Below are 15,334 nucleotides of genomic sequence, written 5' to 3' on the forward strand. Positions count from 1 at the left end.
CGGGCCGTCAGCCGTGCGGGTGTCAGTCGACGGCACCGAGCCGGGAATTGCGGGCCGCCACCAGCTCCAGTACCGTGCGCCAGTCCTCCAGGACGCCCGCGTCGAACCCCGCCGTACGGCTCTCCTCGTCCGCCTGGCGCAGCCGCAGCACATCGTCGTCGGCCGGGCCCGCGTCCCCGCGCACCAGCCGGAACACCCGTTCCCCGAGCAGGGAGCGCACCGCCTCGGCCGCGCTGAGCGCCCGGCCCGTCTCCTCGCCCGGGCACAGCACCGGCCCGATGCCGTGCACCAGCCCCGCCACCTGGAGCTCCTTGTCGGCGGGGCGGCGGCGGCGCAGCAGCGCGGCGGTTCTCAGCGCGTGCTGGTGCCGGCCTGCGTACAGCAGATCCATCAGCTCCTCGACGCTGCGCAGCTCCATGCGTCAGTCCTTCCGCGAGACAGCCGTTGCCCACTCATCAGCAGATCATGACCAGCTTGCGCCCCGGCCAACGGCACTTGAACTGCGCCACATGTAGGCCGAGTGGGTGAATCGCGCGACGGTCGGGTGATGCGACCGTCGGCAAATAGCCCCATATTGGAGATGTTCAGGTGCGAAACGACTTCTGATAGTTACACCTTGTTTGCACTCCCGATCGAGCGCGAGCCCGCTCATTTGGGTAACCTGGAGGGGACGGACAACGAGACCGGGTCCCACCCAGACCCACACGTCCGCATCGGCGCCACCGCGTCCGAACCGGCTTTCCATCCAGACCCGAGCGGGCGCCGAGTGCCGGCGCGCAGGCCGTCCGGCAGGCGCCCAAGGGTGACCGACACATAAGGAGTGCGCGGTGACACCGGAGAAGACGAATCGCGACCAGCGCCCCAAGGAACGCACGGAGCGCACGGGCCGGCAGTCGGGAGAGCTCGGCAGCCTCGACGTGTGGGCCCGGTCCGCCCCGATCCGCCTGGCGGGCTACGAGGACGACCTCGCCGAGCCACACATCCTGCCCAGCGTGGACTGACCCCCGGGTCGGACCCCTTTCGCGATCGCCGCACGCATGGGCGTGACCCGACGGACTCATGCCCATGCTGATCGAAGGAGCCGCGGCCGACGACCGGCCGCGGATCCGGCCTGTCCGGCACCGGAACGTCGCCGCCGCCGAAACCCACGCCTGGGATCCGGAGACCTCCGAGAACGCGAGCGGGACCTCGGTCGGCTCGGCCTACTCCACCGGTGCCGTCCGCCGCCACGGACGCAGCGTCTCCAGTTCCTCCGCCAGCTCCAGCAGGACGGACTCCGAGCCCGGGCGGCCCACGAGCTGTACGGCGCAGGGGGCGCCCGAGGCAAGGGTGCCGAACGGGACCGACATCGCGGGCCAGCCGGTCAGGTTCCAGGGCGGGGTGAACGGGGAGTACGCGGTGTTGGCCAGCACGTTGCGCAGCCAGCCGCGTTCGTGCCACGGGCCGGCCTGGGGGGAGCGGCGGGCCAGGGCCGGGGTGAGCAGGACGTCGTGCTCGGTGAAGAAGGGGGTCAGCCGGGCGCGCAGGCGCTCGCGGCCGTCCCCGGTGCGCACCGACTGGACGAAGCGCCGTCCGACGGCGGCGTGCACCCGGGTCCGCCGGGCCAGCCGTGCCCGGTCCAGGCCCTCGGCGTCCACCGCGGTCCCGGCCGTCCAGTGCTGCAACGCGGTGACGCCCAGCGAGAGGGGATACGGCGGCTCGGCCCGCCGCACGCGGTGCCCGGCCCGCGCGAGCGCCCCGGCCGCCTCCCGGACCGCGGTCGTATACGATCCGCTCACGCTCACCCCCGCGAGCGGGCTGCGCACGGCCGCGGCGATCCGCCGGCGCGGGGCCTCCTGCGCGCCGGGCAGATCGGCGCCCGCCAGCACGCCCAGCATCAGCCGCAGGTCCTCGACCGTCGTCGCGAGCGGGCCGTTCTCCGCCATGCCGAACCAGTCGCCGTTGCCGATCCCCGCCGGCACCACCCCGTGCCCCGGTTTCAGCGTGACCAGGCCGCAGTTCGCGGCCGGGATGCGCAGCGAGCCCATGCCGTCGTTGCCGAGCGCGATCGGCACCAGGCCCGCGGCCACCGCCGCCGCGCTGCCGCCGGAGGAGCCGCCCGCCGTGCGGGAGGTGTCCCACGGATTGCGGGCGGTGCCGAACACGCCCTCCGTGGTGCCGAAGACGCACAGCTCCGGCACGTTCGTCAGGCCCACGACCACCGCGCCGGCCGCCCGCAGCCGGGCCACCGTGACGTGATCCTCGGCGGCCGGGGTGTCGGGGGTGGCGGCGGAGCCGTCCCGGTGGGACTCGCCGCGCACCGCCAGGTTGTCCTTCACGGCCACGGGCACGCCCGCGAGCGGCAGTTCGGCCAGATCGGTGCGGGAGGCCACCTCGTCGGCCTCGGCGAGCGCCGCCTCGGCCCGCACCTTCCGGAACGCCCCGATCCGGCCGTCGAGCCGCTCGATCCGCGCGAGGTGCTCGGCCGCCACCTCCCGGGGCGTCACCCGCTTCTCGCGCACGGCGGCGGCAATCTCGGCGGCACTCCGCCCGGCCCAGTCACCCACGGGCACTCCTCGCTCAGTCCTCGGCTACTCGCTGGTACGCATCACGGCGCAGGGAGAACTGTGCCCGGTCGGGCGCGGCACGTCGAGAGGTCGGTCCTCACAGGGGACGGACGCTGATCGACCACGGCCCGTCCGCGCGGGCGTAGAGCACACAGGGCCCGGGCAGCGGCACCTCCCCCTGCCAGGGGCCCACGTGGTTGGCCAGTTCGTCGAGGAAGCGGGTGCCGTCGGGGGAGAACGTGTCCACGAGGAAGTAGCCGCCGTCGTCGCTGCCGGCATCCCCCTCGTACCGCAGGACGGCCGTGGCGGGGCCTCCGGTGTGGTGGAGCACGTCGGCGGCGGGACGGTGGTCCTCGGCCGTGAGCGCGGGGGCCGCGGCGAGCGGCGCCGTCTCGGCGGTCCAGGGGCCGTCCGCCTGGACGCGCAACGCGCGAGCCCGGGCGTCGGGGCCGCCGACGAGGAAACGGCCGGCGAACGGACCATCGGTGTACACGAGTTGGCTGAGGGAGTGCAGCCGGTCGTCCAGCGCGTCCACCACGAAGTGGCCGGGCGCCTGATGGGTGAGCGTGAGGACGACCGGCTCGGGCTGCGCGGGCAGGCGTACCACCTGGGTGCCGTGGCCTGCCGTGCGGTGCAGGACGGGGGTGAGCGAGGCGAGCGCGGGCTGGGTGAACGGCGCCGGCGGCTCGGGGGACTTGGAGACACCGGTGTGCCCGTGCTCGTTCCCGCGGCGCCACTTCATCGTGATCCCCCCTCGGTCCGGTGCGCGGATGCGTCGTCATCGTAGGCGGAGGCGAGCCTCCAAAGGTCCTGGTCTCACGGCGCGCCGGCCGCCGCGGCCGTGCTGCCCCGCCCGGTCAGCCGTGGTACCGGCACCCCCACCGAGCGGGCCGGGTTCCCGTCCAGCAGGGCGAGCAGCTCGCGCGCGGCCGTCCGGCCGAACTCCGCGCTGTCCCGGGAGAGCGCGGACAGCCGGGGGGTGACCATGCGGCACAGCGCCGAGTCCTCCCAGGAGACCACCGACACGTCCTGCGGGACACGGAAGCCCAGTTCGGCGGTGGCGGCCAGGCCGGCCACGGCCATCACGTCGTTGTCGTAGATGAGCGCCGTCGGGACGGGCGGATCGCCGAGGACGCGGCGGGTGACGGCGGCGCCCTGGGCGTCGGAGCAGTCGGTGGTGACCGAGCGGACCTCGGTGAGCCCGCGCCGCTCCGCCTCCGCGCGCAGCGTGGCGATACGGCGCTGGGTGTGGGCCAGTTCGGGGAGTCCGGCGATGTGCACGATCCGGCGATGGCCGAGCGCCGTCAGCTCGTCCACCACGGAGGCCATCGCGCCCGCGTCGTCCGCCCAGACCGTGGACAGGCCGGGGTGCCGTACGTCGGGTGCGCCGCCGATCACCACGGCGGGCAGCCCGAGTTCGTCCAGCAGTCCGGGGCGCGGGTCGTCGGCGCGCGGGTCGGCCACCAGGACGCCGTCGACGCGGTGCTCCGCCCACCAGCGCCGGTACACCGCGCACTCCTCGGTCACGTCCTCCGCGACCTGGAAGAGCAGGCCCAAGTGCCGCTCGGCCAGCACCTCCTGGATGCCCGAGACGAGCTGGAGGAAGAAGGAGTCGACTCCCAGGGTGTGCGCGGGGCGGGCCAGGACGAAACCGACCGTGGCCGCGCCCTCGCCGGACAGGGCGCGGGCGGCCGTGCTGGGGCGCCAGCCGAGCTGCTCGGCGACCCGGTGGACCCGCGCCCGGGTCGCCTGGGAGACACCTGGGCGGCCGTTGAGCGCGAAGGAGACGGCGCTCTCGGAGACTCCGGCCCGCCGGGCGATGTCCTTCATCGTGGGCCGACGGGCGGGGGACCGTTTGGTCGCCACGCTTCTCCCCCTTCCTGACAGTGCTCGCTAATGCGCTTGAGTGTCAAGACCCTAAAGCGCATTAGCAATTGATCGCAAGGTCTCGGCCAAATGCGCCTGACCTGCACTAATGAACGGGAGATTTCTTTAGTTGGGTGGAATGCATTGACTTTCTTCGAACGGCGCGGGCAAGGTCTCTGGCGCCACCCGACCGCCCGACACAGCAAGGGAGCCGTGTCACCGTGCCCATACCTCGCAGAGTCCTCGCCGCCGCTGCCGTCGCCCTCGTCCTGCCGCTGAGCGCCTGCGGCTCGGGCGGCGACGCCGGCGGCTCGACCGACGCCTCCGGAAAGGTCGAGGGCGACATCACCTTCCAGACCTGGAACCTGCGCGCGAACTTCAAGCCGTACTTCGAGGGCCTCATAGCCGACTTCGAGAAGAAGTACCCCGGCACGCACGTGAAGTGGATCGACCAGCCCGCCGAGGGCTACGCCGACAAGCTCAGCGCCGACGCCGGCGGCGGCACCCTGCCCGACGTCGTCAACGTCTCCCCGGACCTGGTGGCCCCGCTCGCCAAGGTGGGTCTCGCGCTCGACCTCGACAAGGCCGCCGGCAAGTACAGGCCCGAGTACCTGGACGGGGCCTGGGCCAGCCACCAGGTGCCGGGCATGAGCGGCATGTACGCCTTCCCCTGGTACCTGAACACCGGACCGCTCTTCTACAACAAGGCCCTGTTCACCAAGGCCGGGCTGAACCTCGACCAGCCGCCGAAGACGTACGACGAACTCTTCGCCGACGCCCTGCAGATGGCGAAGAAGAGCGGCGGCAGGGTCGCCACTCTCGCCAACGTGCCCACCATCGAGGACTTCGGTCGCTACGGCGTCTCCCTGATGAACAAGCAGGGCACCCAGTTCACCTTCAACGACGCCAAGGGAGTCGAACTGCTCACGAAGTACAAGGGGTTGTACGACGCCAAGGCCCTTGACCCGCAGGCCCTGACCGCCACTCCGGAGTCCTCCGGCAAGAAGTTCCTCACCGGCGCCGTCGCCATGAACCCCGGCAGCGCCCTCGACCTCGGCAACTTCAAGAAGAATGCGCCGAGCCTGTACAAGAACATCGGCATCACCGACCAGATCACCAGCACCGGGCACGTCAACATGTACGTGATGGGCGTGATGGTCAACTCTCGCACCAAGCACACCCCGGCCGCCGTCGCCTTCGCCCACTTCGTCACCGACGCGCGGAACCAGATGTCCTTCGCCAAGAAGGTCGCCATCTTCCCCAGCACCGCCGGCTCCCTGAACGACCCGTACTTCACCAAGGAGGACGGCACCGACGAGACCCGGGTGCGCATCGCCGCCGCCAAGTCCTTGAAGGGCGCGGTCAATTACACGCCCGTGCTGTTCAGCGACCAGATGAAGACCGCGCTGCGCAACGAGGTGGCCAAGGCGCTCCAGGGCAAGGAGAGCCCCAAGCAGGCTCTTGACAACGCTGTCAACGCCGCCGACCGGCTGCTCCAGCAGGGCTGAGGGCCATGGCGACCCCGGTCCGCGTCAGGCGCCAACTTCCTTCCAGCCCCTGGTTGTTCGCCGCACCGGGGCTGCTCGTCACCGGCGCCTTCGTGCTCTACCCGTTCGTCTCCACCCTGGTGAACTCCTTCACCGACCGCCGGACCCTGCTGCCGGGCCACTTCGTGGGCCTCGCCAACTTCCGCGAGCTGCTGCACGACGACATGTTCTGGACCGGTCTGCGCAACAGCACCCTGTACATCGTCGGGGTCGTGCCCGCCCTGGTCGTCCTGCCGCTGCTGCTCGCGCTGCTCGTGCAGAAGAACATCCCCGGCATCACCTTCTTCCGCTCCGCCTTCTACACCCCGGTCGTCGCCTCGATCGTGGTGGTCGGGCTGATCTGGGTGTGGCTGCTGGACGAACGCGGACTCGTCAACTCGCTGCTGGAGACGATCGGGATCGGCCGGGTCGGCTTCCTCAGCGACCAGTGGCTGCTCCTGCTGAGCGCGATGGCCGTCACGGTGTGGAAGGGCCTCGGCTACTACATGATCATCTATCTTGCGGCGCTGGCCAACGTGCCGCGCGAACTGCACGAGGCCGCCGCCGTCGACGGCGCGGGCCCGGTGCGCCGCTTCCTCTCGGTCACCGTGCCCGCCGTGCGCTCCACCATGGTGCTGGTCGCCGCGCTCTCCTCGGTCGCCGCCTTCAAGGTGTTCTCCGAGGTGTACCTGATGGCCGGCCCGAGCGGCGGCCCGGCCGGCGAGGACACCACCCTCGTCATGCTCGTCCAGCGCACCGGCACCGGCCTGACCGGCCGCGTCGGCTACGCCTCCGCGCTCTCGGTCGTCGTGTTCGTCGTCACCGTCGCGCTCATGCTGCTGGTGCTGCGCGTCGACCGGAGGGAGGAGTCGTGAGCGTCCTGGAGAAGGTACGGCCCGAGCCGCCGCTCACCGTACGCAAGGAACCGCGGGTCACCGACGAACACGGCCGTCGTGTCCGCGTCGGCGAGCTTCTCTGGCGCTACCTGCTGCTGCTCGCCGTCCTCGCGCTGACCGTCGGGCCGTTCCTCTGGCAGCTGTCCACCTCCCTGAAGGGCCCCACCGAGGACATCTACGGCTCGCCGCCCAGCTTCCTGCCCGCCCATCCGACCCTGCACAACTACACGCGGGTCGCCGACACCATCCCCGTCTGGGACTACGCCCTGAACTCCCTGAAGGTCGCCACCGCCAACGTCGTCACCAACTGCGTCGGCTCCGCGCTCGCCGGGTACGCCCTTGCCCGGCTCCGCTTTCGCGGCCGGCGCGTGACCACCCTGGTGTTCGTGCTGGCGATGCTCGTCCCCGTCGAGGGCATCGTCATCGCCCAGTTCACCACCATGCGCGAACTCGGCCTGAACAACACGCTCATCGGGGTCGTGCTGCCCGGCGCGATCGGCGCGATGAACGTGCTGCTGATGCGCAACGCCTTCCGCAACCTTCCGTACGAGATCGAGGAGGCGGCCTACGTCGACGGCGCCAACGCCTGGCAGCGGTTCCTGCGCGTCGCCCTGCCCTCGGTGAAGGGAACGCTCGCCGTCGTGGCGATCTTCGCCTTCATGGGCGCCTGGGACGACTTCCTGTGGCCGCTGATCGTGCTCAGCGACCCGTCCAAGTTCACCCTCACCATCGGCCTCAACTACCTGCACGGCACCTTCGCCAACGACGAACGCCTCGTCGCCGCCGGCACCGTGATCGCCGTGGCCCCGCTCATCGCCCTGTTCGCCTGCCTCCAGCGGTACTTCTTCCGCGGGGTCGGCGAGGGCGCCGTCAAGGGCTGAACCCCCGTACGTTACAAGGACAATCCATGCACCCTGCCGTGCGCTTCGGCGTCAACTACACCCCGAGCGTCGGGTGGTTCCACCACTGGCTCGACTTCGACCTGGACTCCGTGCGCGCCGACCTCGACGCGATCGCCGCGCTCGGCCTCGACCACGTCCGGGTCTTCCCGCTGTGGCCCTACTTCCAGCCCAACCGGACCCTGATCCGCCCGCGCGCCGTCGAGCAGCTCGTGGCCCTCGCCGACGCCGCCGCCGAACGCGGACTGGACGTCAACGTCGACGGACTGCAGGGGCACTTGAGCAGCTTCGACTTCCTGCCCGCGTGGACGCGCACCTGGCACCGGCGCAACCTCTTCACCGACCCGGACGTGGTCGAGGGCCAGGCCGCCTATCTGCGCACCCTCGCCGCCGCCCTCGCCGACCGCCCCAACTTCCTCGGCATGACCGTCGGCAACGAGGTCAACCAGTTCGCCGCCGGCCCGCATCCCGACCCCGACCGCATCACGGCGGATCAGGCCGAACGGTGGCTGGTGCGGATGCTGGACGCCTGCGCCGACGGCGCCCCGGACCGGCTCCATCTGCACGCCTCCTACGACGCCGCCTGGTACCAGGACGACCAGCCCTTCACCCCCGGCCACTCCGCCCGGCTCGGCGACGCGACCGCCGTGCACTCCTGGGTGTTCAACGGCACCGCCCAGCGCCACGGCCGTACCTCCGTGCCTGCCGAACACCACGCCGCCTACCTGGTGGAGCTGAGCAAGGCCTGGGCCGGGGAGCCGCACCGGCCCGTCTGGCTCCAGGAGGTCGGCGCGCCCGCCCCGCTCGTTCCCGCCGAGCACGCCGCCGCCTTCGCGGAGGCGACCATCGGCAACGTCCTGGACTGTCCCGACCTGTGGGGCGTCACCTGGTGGTGCTCCTACGACGTCTCGCGCGACCTCGCCGACTTCCCCGAACTCGAATACGGACTCGGCCTGTTCACCAACGACCGCGAGCCCAAGGACATCGCCCGCGTGCTGGCCGAGGCGGCCCACCGGCCGCACCCGGCCCCCGCCCCCCGCACCACGGCCCTCGTCGTGCCCGACGATCCAGGCCGCCGCTCCCGCTGTGCCCCCGGCGGAGCCGTCTTCGACGCCTTCTTCCGGCTCGTCGCCGACGGCGCCCGCCCCACCACCGTCCTCGACACCCGCGCGGACGACAAGGACCACCTCGCCGCGCGGGGCATCACCGAGGTCGTCACTCCCGATCAGGTACTCCCCACCCCACACGGAGGCACCCGCTCGTGAACCCCAGCAGACGTACCGTCCTGATCGCCGGCGCCGCCGCCGGCCTGTTCCCGCTGCCCGCCTTCGCGGCCGCCCGCCCGAAAGCCGCCGCGACCCCGCCGTACGCCTCCTACTGGTACCCGGACTCGCTCCCCGCCGGCAGCCCGGGCCCCGGCATCACCTGGCGCAGCCTGAAGAGCTGGCGCGCGGCCGACGACCCCGACCTCGCCTTCAACGCCGCGTCGGTGCCGCTCGCCGCCCGCTTCACCCCGACCCCGGCGAACACCACGGCCCGCTCCGGCGAGGCCCGCATCCAGGCCCTGGTCTCCTTCGGGCCGACGTCCGCCAACCCCTCCCAGGGCTCGGCCACCGCCGACTACTACGCCCTCACCCACTGGGCCTATCTGGACGAGCTGGTCTTCTGGGGCGGCTCGGCGGGCGAGGGCCTGATCCTCGCGCCCAACGCGCCGATCGTGGACGCGGCCCACCGGCACGGCGTCCCGGTGCTCGGGAACATCTTCCTGCCGCCGGTGGCGTACGGAGGCCTGCTGCAGTGGACCCGGGACCTCGTGCGGAAGGACGCCTCCGGGCACTATCCGCTCGCCGCGCAACTCGTCGCGGTCGCGGCGGCCCACGGCTTCGACGGCTGGTTCGTGAACGCCGAGACGGGCGGCGGGAACAGCGCGCTGGGCCAGGCCATGCTCGGGTTCGTCAATGAGCTGAAGGCGCTCGGGGCGGCGCGCGGACAGCGGGTGACCTGGTACGACGCGATGACCGTGAACGGCACGGTCAGCTGGCAGGGCGCGCTGAACAGCCAGAACCAGGCCTTCTTCCAGGCCGCCGACGACATGTTCGTGGACTTCCGGTGGAGCGCGGCCACGCTCGCCTCCTCGGGGACGAAGGCGGAACAACTCCGGCGCGACCGCTACGCGTTGTGGGCCGGAGTCGACGTCGAGTCGAACGGGTCCGGTACGTCGGTGGACTGGGACGCGATCGTGCCGTCCGGTGAGCCGCACGTCACCTCGATCGGCTTCTACCGGCCGGAGTGGACCCGCAACCACCTGCCCGCCGACCAGCGCGCTCCGGAGGACTTCCACGCCGCCGACGACCTGTTCTGGACCGGGCGGTCGCTGGACCCGTCCCGGCCGGACGCGAGCGATCCGTGGCGGGCGCCGGCGGTGTCGGTCGCGGACCGCTCGACGGTGACCTCGCTGCCGTTCGCGACCGTGTTCAACACGGGGCACGGGCCGCGCTGGTACGAGGACGGGGCCGTCACCTCGGACGCCGCCTGGAACCACCTCGGGCTCCAGGACCGGCTGCCGGCGCGGCGGTGGGTGGTGCGCACGGCGGGGGAGCGGCCGGCGGTCTCCTTCGACTTCGCCGATGCCTGGCGGGGCGGGAGCAGTGTGCTGGTGGACGGTGAACTCGATCAACCGGTCGTGGTGGACCTGTACGCGACCCGGCTGCCGGTCGGCGTGAACACGGTTGTCGAGCTGACGTACCGGACCGACGCGGGCGCTGTGAACGTCGAGCTCGCGGTGGCGACGGCCGAGCCGAGGGAGGCCGGGGCGGCACCCCCGTACGCGTATCTGCCTGTGAACTCGATCAACAGGGGCAGCCCTGTGAAGTCGATCAACGGCTGGCAGACCGTGACACTTCCGCTCACCGCGCTGACCGGCACCGGCACCGGCACCATCCACGCCCTCGGCGTCCGGCTCACCGCCGCCGACGGCCCGGTGCGCTGGCGCCTCGGCGGCCTCGCCGTCCGGGACACCGTCACCGCCCCCGCGGCCCCCACGGGCGCCCGCGTCACCGCCGCGACCGGTGGCGACCTCCGGCTCGCGTGGAACGCCGCCCCCGGCGCCGTCCGCCACTACGAGCTCCACCGCCTCCTTTCCGACGGCACCCGCCGCTTCCTCGGCGGCACCTGCCAGCGCGCCTACTTCCTCACCGGCCTGCGACCCGAACAGGGAGAGGCCGCCGCACGATTCGAACTGCGTGCCGTGGGGGAGCTCTACAACGCCTCGACCCCCGTCGCCGTCACCCACCCCTGGTAACCACCGCCATCACCCGGAACCCGCAGGGAGCACCCCGCATGCATGACGACCGCACTCTGGTGGAAGCCCGCCTCAGGCGGGTCCTCGACGAACGCATCCGCCCCGCCGTGTACCCCGAGTCCGTGCCGCTGCAGGTCGCGGTGTGGCACGCGCCCGGCGAGCCCGTGCCGGTCGAGGAGGGACTCGCCGCCGAGCCGGAGCCGATCGAGGTCGGCGCCCGCTGGGGTGCTCCCTGGGGCACCAGCTGGTTCCGGGTGACCGGGACCGTGCCCGAGGCGTGGGCCGGGAGGACCGTCGAGGCCCTGCTCGACCTGGGCTTCGACGAGAACATGCCCGGCTTCCAGTGCGAGGGCCTGGTCTACCGGCCCGACGGCACCCCGGTGAAGGGCCTCAACCCCCGCAACCAGTGGGTGCGGATCGGTGCCCCGGTGGCGGGCGGCGAGGAGGTGGTCCTGCACATCGAGGCCGCCTCCAACCCGGTCATCCTCGACTACCACCCCTTCCGGCCCACGCGGCTCGGCGACAAGGACACCGCCGGACGCGAGCCGCAGTACACGCTCACCCGCATGGACCTCGCCGTCTTCGACGAGCCGGTGGGGCAGCTGGTCATGGACCTGGAGGTGCTCGGGGAGCTGATGGCCGAGCTGCCCGTGGACTCCGCGCGCCGGCACGACGTCCTGCGCGCCGTGGAGCGGGCCCTGGACGCCGTCGACCTCCAGGACGTGAACGGCACGGCCGACCGGGCCCGCGCCGAGCTCACCGGTGTGCTGGCGGCCCCGGCCGTACCGTCCGCGCACCGGATCAGCGCCGTCGGGCACGCGCACATCGACTCGGCCTGGCTGTGGCCGCTCAGGGAGACGGTCCGCAAGGTGGCCCGTACGGCCTCCAACATGACCGCGCTGATCGAGGACGAGCCGGAGTTCGTCTTCGCCATGTCCCAGGCACAGCAGTGGGCCTGGGTGAAGGAGCACCGGCCCGAGGTGTGGGCGCGGGTGAAGAAGGCCGTGGCGGAGGGGCGGTTCGTGCCCGCCGGCGGGATGTGGGTCGAGTCCGACACCAACATGCCCGGCTCGGAGGCGATGGCCCGGCAGTTCGTGCACGGCAAGCGGTTCTTCCTCGACGAGTTCGGCATCGAGAACGAGGAGGCCTGGCTGCCCGACACCTTCGGCTTCGCCGCCGGACTCCCGCAGATCATCAGGGCCGCCGGGTCCAAGTGGCTGCTGACCCAGAAGATCTCGTGGTCGCAGACGAACACGTTCCCGCACCACACCTTCCGGTGGGAGGGCATCGACGGCACCCGGATCTTCACCCACTTCCCGCCCGTCGACACCTACAACTGCTCCATGAAGGGCGCCGAGATCGCCCACGCGGCACGGAACTTCAAGGACAAGGGCCGGGCCCGGCACTCCCTCGCGCCCACCGGCTGGGGCGACGGAGGCGGCGGCACCACCCGCGAGATGGTCGCCAAGGCGGCCCGGCTGCGCGACCTCGAAGGCTCGGCCACCGTCGTCTGGGAGACACCCCGCGCCTTCTTCGAGAAGGCCGAGGCGGAGTACCCCGAACCACCGGTCTGGGTCGGTGAGTTGTACCTCGAACTGCACCGGGCCACCCTCACCAGCCAGGCGAAGACCAAGCAGGGCAACCGGCGCAGCGAACACCTGCTGCGGGAGGCCGAGCTGTGGGCGGCCACCGCGGCCGTGCGCACCGGATTCCGCTACCCCTACGAGGAGCTGGACCGGATCTGGAAGACGGTCCTGCTGCACCAGTTCCACGACATCCTGCCCGGCTCGTCCATCGCCTGGGTGCACCGGGAGGCACGGGCGACGTACGAGCGGATCGCCGGGGAGCTGGAGGGGATCACCGGTGCGGCGCAGCGCGCCCTGGCGGGGGAGGGGGCCCGGCACCTGGTCTTCAACGCGGCCCCGCACAGCCGTCACGGTGTTCCCGCCGGAGGTGCCGGGGCGCCGGCCCTGCCGCAGGGGACGCAGGTGTCCCCCCGCGCCGCGGGCGGTCACGTCCTGGGCAACGGGCTGCTCCGCATCGAGATCGACGCCCACGGCCTCGTCGTCTCCGCGTACGACCTCGGCGCCGACCGCGAGACCATCGCCCCCGGCCGGGCCGCCAACCTGCTCCAACTCCACCCGGACTTCCCGAACATGTGGGACGCCTGGGACGTCGACTCCTTCTACCGCAACACCGTCACCGACCTCACCGACGCGGAGTCGGTGGAGGCCGGCGAGGACGGCGCGTCGGTGCGGATCGTACGGAGCTTCGGCGCCTCCCGGGTCACCCAGGTGCTGACGCTGCCGCCCGGGGAGCGGAGGCTGCTCATCGACACCGAGGTCGACTGGCACGAGACGGAGAAGTTCCTCAAGCTGGCCTTCCCCCTCGACCTGCACGCCGAACGGTACGCGTCCGAGACCCAGTTCGGGCACGTCTTCCGCCCCACGCACACCAACACCTCCTGGGAGGCCGCCAAGTTCGAGGCGTGCAACCACCGCTTCGTGCACCTGGAGGAGCCCGGCTGGGGCGTCGCGGTCGTCAACGACTCGACGTACGGCCACGACGTGACCCGCACGGTGCGCACCGACGGCGACCGCGGTACGACGACCACGGTGCGCGTCTCCCTCCTGCGTGCCCCGCGCTTCCCCGACCCCGAGACCGACCAAGGCGTCCACCGCTTCCGGCACGCTCTCGTCCCGGGCGCCTCGATCGCCGACGCGGTCCGCGAGGGCTGGCGGGTCAACCTGCCCGAACGGCACGTCACCGGCGCCCATGTGGTCGCCCCGCTGGTCACCGTCGACGACGACGCCGTCGTGATCACGGCCGTGAAACTCGCCGACGACGGCAGCGGGGACGTGGTGGTCCGCTTCCACGAGGCCCACGGCGGCCGGGCCCGGGCCACCCTCACGGCCGGCTTCGAGGTCGCGGACGTCACGGCGACGGACCTGCTGGAACGGCCGACCGGCGACGCCGAGCCGCCGCAGCGCGACGGCGACCGGATCACCGTACGCCTGCGGCCCTTCGAGCTGGTGACGCTCAGGCTGCGCCGCGCCTGACGGGGACGCGCACGGGCACCGCGTCGGCCTCTTCAGGGCCGGTCCCCTGATCTCGGCGAGGTGCGCCAGGTCGGTCGAGGACATGGCGCACAGCACGGCGAAGTCGCTCGCGGTGCCCACCGACCGGAGCGTGAACCGGCGGTGCCGCACGCCCGTGGGGCCATGTCGTGGCAGGCGACGTCGGTGCCTGGCAGCAGCCAGGGGCTGCCCGCGAAGCCCGCCAGGTCGGCCGTCGCGCCCGGCACCAGGCCGCGCGCGGCGGCCCCGGTCGGGTGGAGCACCACGGGTCCCGCCGTGGCGGCGACGAGCGCTGTCGACCGGCGGATGCGCCGGTCCACGGCACGGTGGAGCCGGGGCGTCCACCATCGGCGAACCAGTGCTCCACCTGGGTCGCGAGGCCGGGAAAGCGGGGGGTGTCGGCTCCGCGCGCGTCTGACGATCAGCCCGGCAGTCTGGCAGGCCCGCTGCCGTCCTGCCCGCCGAGTTGTGCCCGCAGCCACTCCTCCACCTCGCCGACGTGGGCCGCCGCCGCCGCCCGTGCCGCCTCCGGGTCGCGGGCGGCGAGGGCGCGGTGGATGGCGGCGTGTTCGCGGCGGGTGCGGGCGAAGGCGCCTTCCTCCTGGTAGCCGCGCCAGACGCGGGCGCGGAAGGTGCGGGAGGACAGGCCCTCCAGGATGGCGGCCATGGTCTCGTTGCCGGCGGCCGCGGCGATCTCGCGGTGGAAGGCGAGGTCGTGGGCGAGGATCTCCTCGGGGTCGTCGGTGGCGTTCATCGCCGCCAAGTGCTTCTCGACGGCGGCGAGTTGGCTGTCGGTGATGCGCGCGGCGGCCAGCGCGGTCGCCGTCGACTCCAGGATCCGGCGGACTTCGAGGAGTTCCACCAGGCGCGGGCCCCGGGACAGGTCCGCGACCACCCCGAAGGTCTCCAGCAGGTCGCCGGCCTCCAGTGCGGTGACGTAGATCCCGGAGCCGTGCCGGGCCTCCAGGACGCCCATCACGGTCAGGGCGCGGATCGCCTCCCGCATCGAGCTGCGGGAGATGCCCAGCCGGGCCGCCAGGTCCCGCTCGGTGGGCAGCCGCTGGCCGGGCTCCAGCCGGCCCTCGGCGATCATCGCCTTGATCTCCTCGATGGCGCGCTGCGTCACCGTGCCCTTCTGCGGCACCTCTTCCTCGTCCACGCCGCTCCTCCTTCCCCCCGGTGCGCCGCAGTCTAACCAGCCAAGTGGTCCGACCACTACGCCC

General features: G+C 72.3%; 12 protein-coding genes. 7 read left to right on the forward strand and 5 right to left on the reverse strand.

Annotation, left to right across the window (positions count from 1 at the left end):
• Nucleotides 1-22: 22 nt before the first annotated feature.
• The gene (locus ACIBJF_RS21310; RefSeq protein ID WP_399175680.1) at nucleotides 23-418 is read right to left on the reverse strand and encodes a hypothetical protein; all 396 of its coding nucleotides are present in this window, start codon (nucleotides 416-418) and stop codon (nucleotides 23-25) included.
• Nucleotides 419-827: 409 nt separating this feature from the next.
• On the opposite strand from ACIBJF_RS21310, the gene ACIBJF_RS21315 reads away from it, so the two are divergent.
• Nucleotides 828-1,001, forward strand: a complete 174-nt coding sequence (locus ACIBJF_RS21315; RefSeq protein WP_351813207.1) for a hypothetical protein — start codon at nucleotides 828-830, stop codon at nucleotides 999-1,001.
• Nucleotides 1,002-1,202: 201 nt separating this feature from the next.
• Here ACIBJF_RS21315 and ACIBJF_RS21320 read toward each other — a convergent pair whose 3' ends face one another.
• The 3 genes from ACIBJF_RS21320 to ACIBJF_RS21330 all read right to left on the reverse strand — a co-directional run bounded on the left by ACIBJF_RS21320 (nucleotide 1,203) and on the right by ACIBJF_RS21330 (nucleotide 4,376).
• Nucleotides 1,203-2,546, reverse strand: a complete 1,344-nt coding sequence (locus ACIBJF_RS21320; RefSeq protein WP_399175682.1) for an amidase — start codon at nucleotides 2,544-2,546, stop codon at nucleotides 1,203-1,205.
• Between the two features lie 97 nt (nucleotides 2,547-2,643).
• The gene (locus ACIBJF_RS21325; RefSeq protein WP_399175684.1) at nucleotides 2,644-3,288 is read right to left on the reverse strand and encodes a hypothetical protein; all 645 of its coding nucleotides are present in this window, start codon (nucleotides 3,286-3,288) and stop codon (nucleotides 2,644-2,646) included.
• A gap of 74 nt (nucleotides 3,289-3,362) precedes the next feature.
• Nucleotides 3,363-4,376 carry a LacI family DNA-binding transcriptional regulator gene (locus ACIBJF_RS21330; RefSeq protein ID WP_399175835.1) on the reverse strand — a complete coding sequence of 338 codons (1,014 nt, stop codon included), beginning with the start codon at nucleotides 4,374-4,376 and terminating at the stop codon, nucleotides 3,363-3,365.
• 257 nt (nucleotides 4,377-4,633) lie between these two features.
• On the opposite strand from ACIBJF_RS21330, the gene ACIBJF_RS21335 reads away from it, so the two are divergent.
• The 6 genes from ACIBJF_RS21335 to ACIBJF_RS21360 are packed head-to-tail and all read left to right on the forward strand — an operon-like array spanning nucleotide 4,634 to nucleotide 14,093.
• A complete protein-coding gene (locus tag ACIBJF_RS21335; RefSeq protein ID WP_399175686.1) occupies nucleotides 4,634-5,920 on the forward strand; it encodes an ABC transporter substrate-binding protein in 1,287 nt (428 codons plus the stop codon).
• Nucleotides 5,921-5,925: 5 nt separating this feature from the next.
• Nucleotides 5,926-6,813 carry a carbohydrate ABC transporter permease gene (locus tag ACIBJF_RS21340; RefSeq protein ID WP_399175688.1) on the forward strand — a complete coding sequence of 296 codons (888 nt, stop codon included), beginning with the start codon at nucleotides 5,926-5,928 and terminating at the stop codon, nucleotides 6,811-6,813.
• Nucleotides 6,810-7,715 carry a carbohydrate ABC transporter permease gene (locus ACIBJF_RS21345; protein ID WP_399175690.1) on the forward strand — a complete coding sequence of 302 codons (906 nt, stop codon included), beginning with the start codon at nucleotides 6,810-6,812 and terminating at the stop codon, nucleotides 7,713-7,715. Before ACIBJF_RS21340 ends, ACIBJF_RS21345 begins: the two co-directional genes overlap by 4 nt.
• A gap of 26 nt (nucleotides 7,716-7,741) precedes the next feature.
• On the forward strand, nucleotides 7,742-8,998 hold the full coding sequence (locus tag ACIBJF_RS21350; protein ID WP_399175692.1) for a glycosyl hydrolase: 1,257 nt from the start codon (nucleotides 7,742-7,744) through the stop codon (nucleotides 8,996-8,998).
• A complete protein-coding gene (locus ACIBJF_RS21355) occupies nucleotides 8,995-11,034 on the forward strand; it encodes an endo-beta-N-acetylglucosaminidase (RefSeq protein WP_399175694.1) in 2,040 nt (679 codons plus the stop codon). Before ACIBJF_RS21350 ends, ACIBJF_RS21355 begins: the two co-directional genes overlap by 4 nt.
• A gap of 38 nt (nucleotides 11,035-11,072) precedes the next feature.
• On the forward strand, nucleotides 11,073-14,093 hold the full coding sequence (locus ACIBJF_RS21360; RefSeq protein WP_399175696.1) for an alpha-mannosidase: 3,021 nt from the start codon (nucleotides 11,073-11,075) through the stop codon (nucleotides 14,091-14,093).
• A 439-nt stretch (nucleotides 14,094-14,532) separates the two neighbouring features.
• Here ACIBJF_RS21360 and ACIBJF_RS21365 read toward each other — a convergent pair whose 3' ends face one another.
• Nucleotides 14,533-15,270, reverse strand: a complete 738-nt coding sequence (locus ACIBJF_RS21365) for a FadR/GntR family transcriptional regulator (RefSeq protein ID WP_399175697.1) — start codon at nucleotides 15,268-15,270, stop codon at nucleotides 14,533-14,535.
• Between the last annotated feature and the right edge of the window lie 64 nt (nucleotides 15,271-15,334).

The sequence above is a fragment of the Streptomyces sp. NPDC050743 genome, from assembly GCF_044456925.1.
Lineage (GTDB): Bacteria > Actinomycetota > Actinomycetes > Streptomycetales > Streptomycetaceae > Streptomyces.

Coding starts and splice junctions, on each gene's coding strand:
- ACIBJF_RS21310 (WP_399175680.1), bottom strand. CDS start 418: ATGGAGCTGCGCAGCGTCGAGGAGCTGATGGATCTGCTGTACGCAGGC.
- ACIBJF_RS21325 (WP_399175684.1), bottom strand. CDS start 3,288: ATGAAGTGGCGCCGCGGGAACGAGCACGGGCACACCGGTGTCTCCAAG.
- ACIBJF_RS21330 (WP_399175835.1), bottom strand. CDS start 4,376: ATGAAGGACATCGCCCGGCGGGCCGGAGTCTCCGAGAGCGCCGTCTCC.
- ACIBJF_RS21340 (WP_399175688.1), top strand. CDS start 5,926: ATGGCGACCCCGGTCCGCGTCAGGCGCCAACTTCCTTCCAGCCCCTGG.
- ACIBJF_RS21350 (WP_399175692.1), top strand. CDS start 7,742: ATGCACCCTGCCGTGCGCTTCGGCGTCAACTACACCCCGAGCGTCGGG.
- ACIBJF_RS21360 (WP_399175696.1), top strand. CDS start 11,073: ATGCATGACGACCGCACTCTGGTGGAAGCCCGCCTCAGGCGGGTCCTC.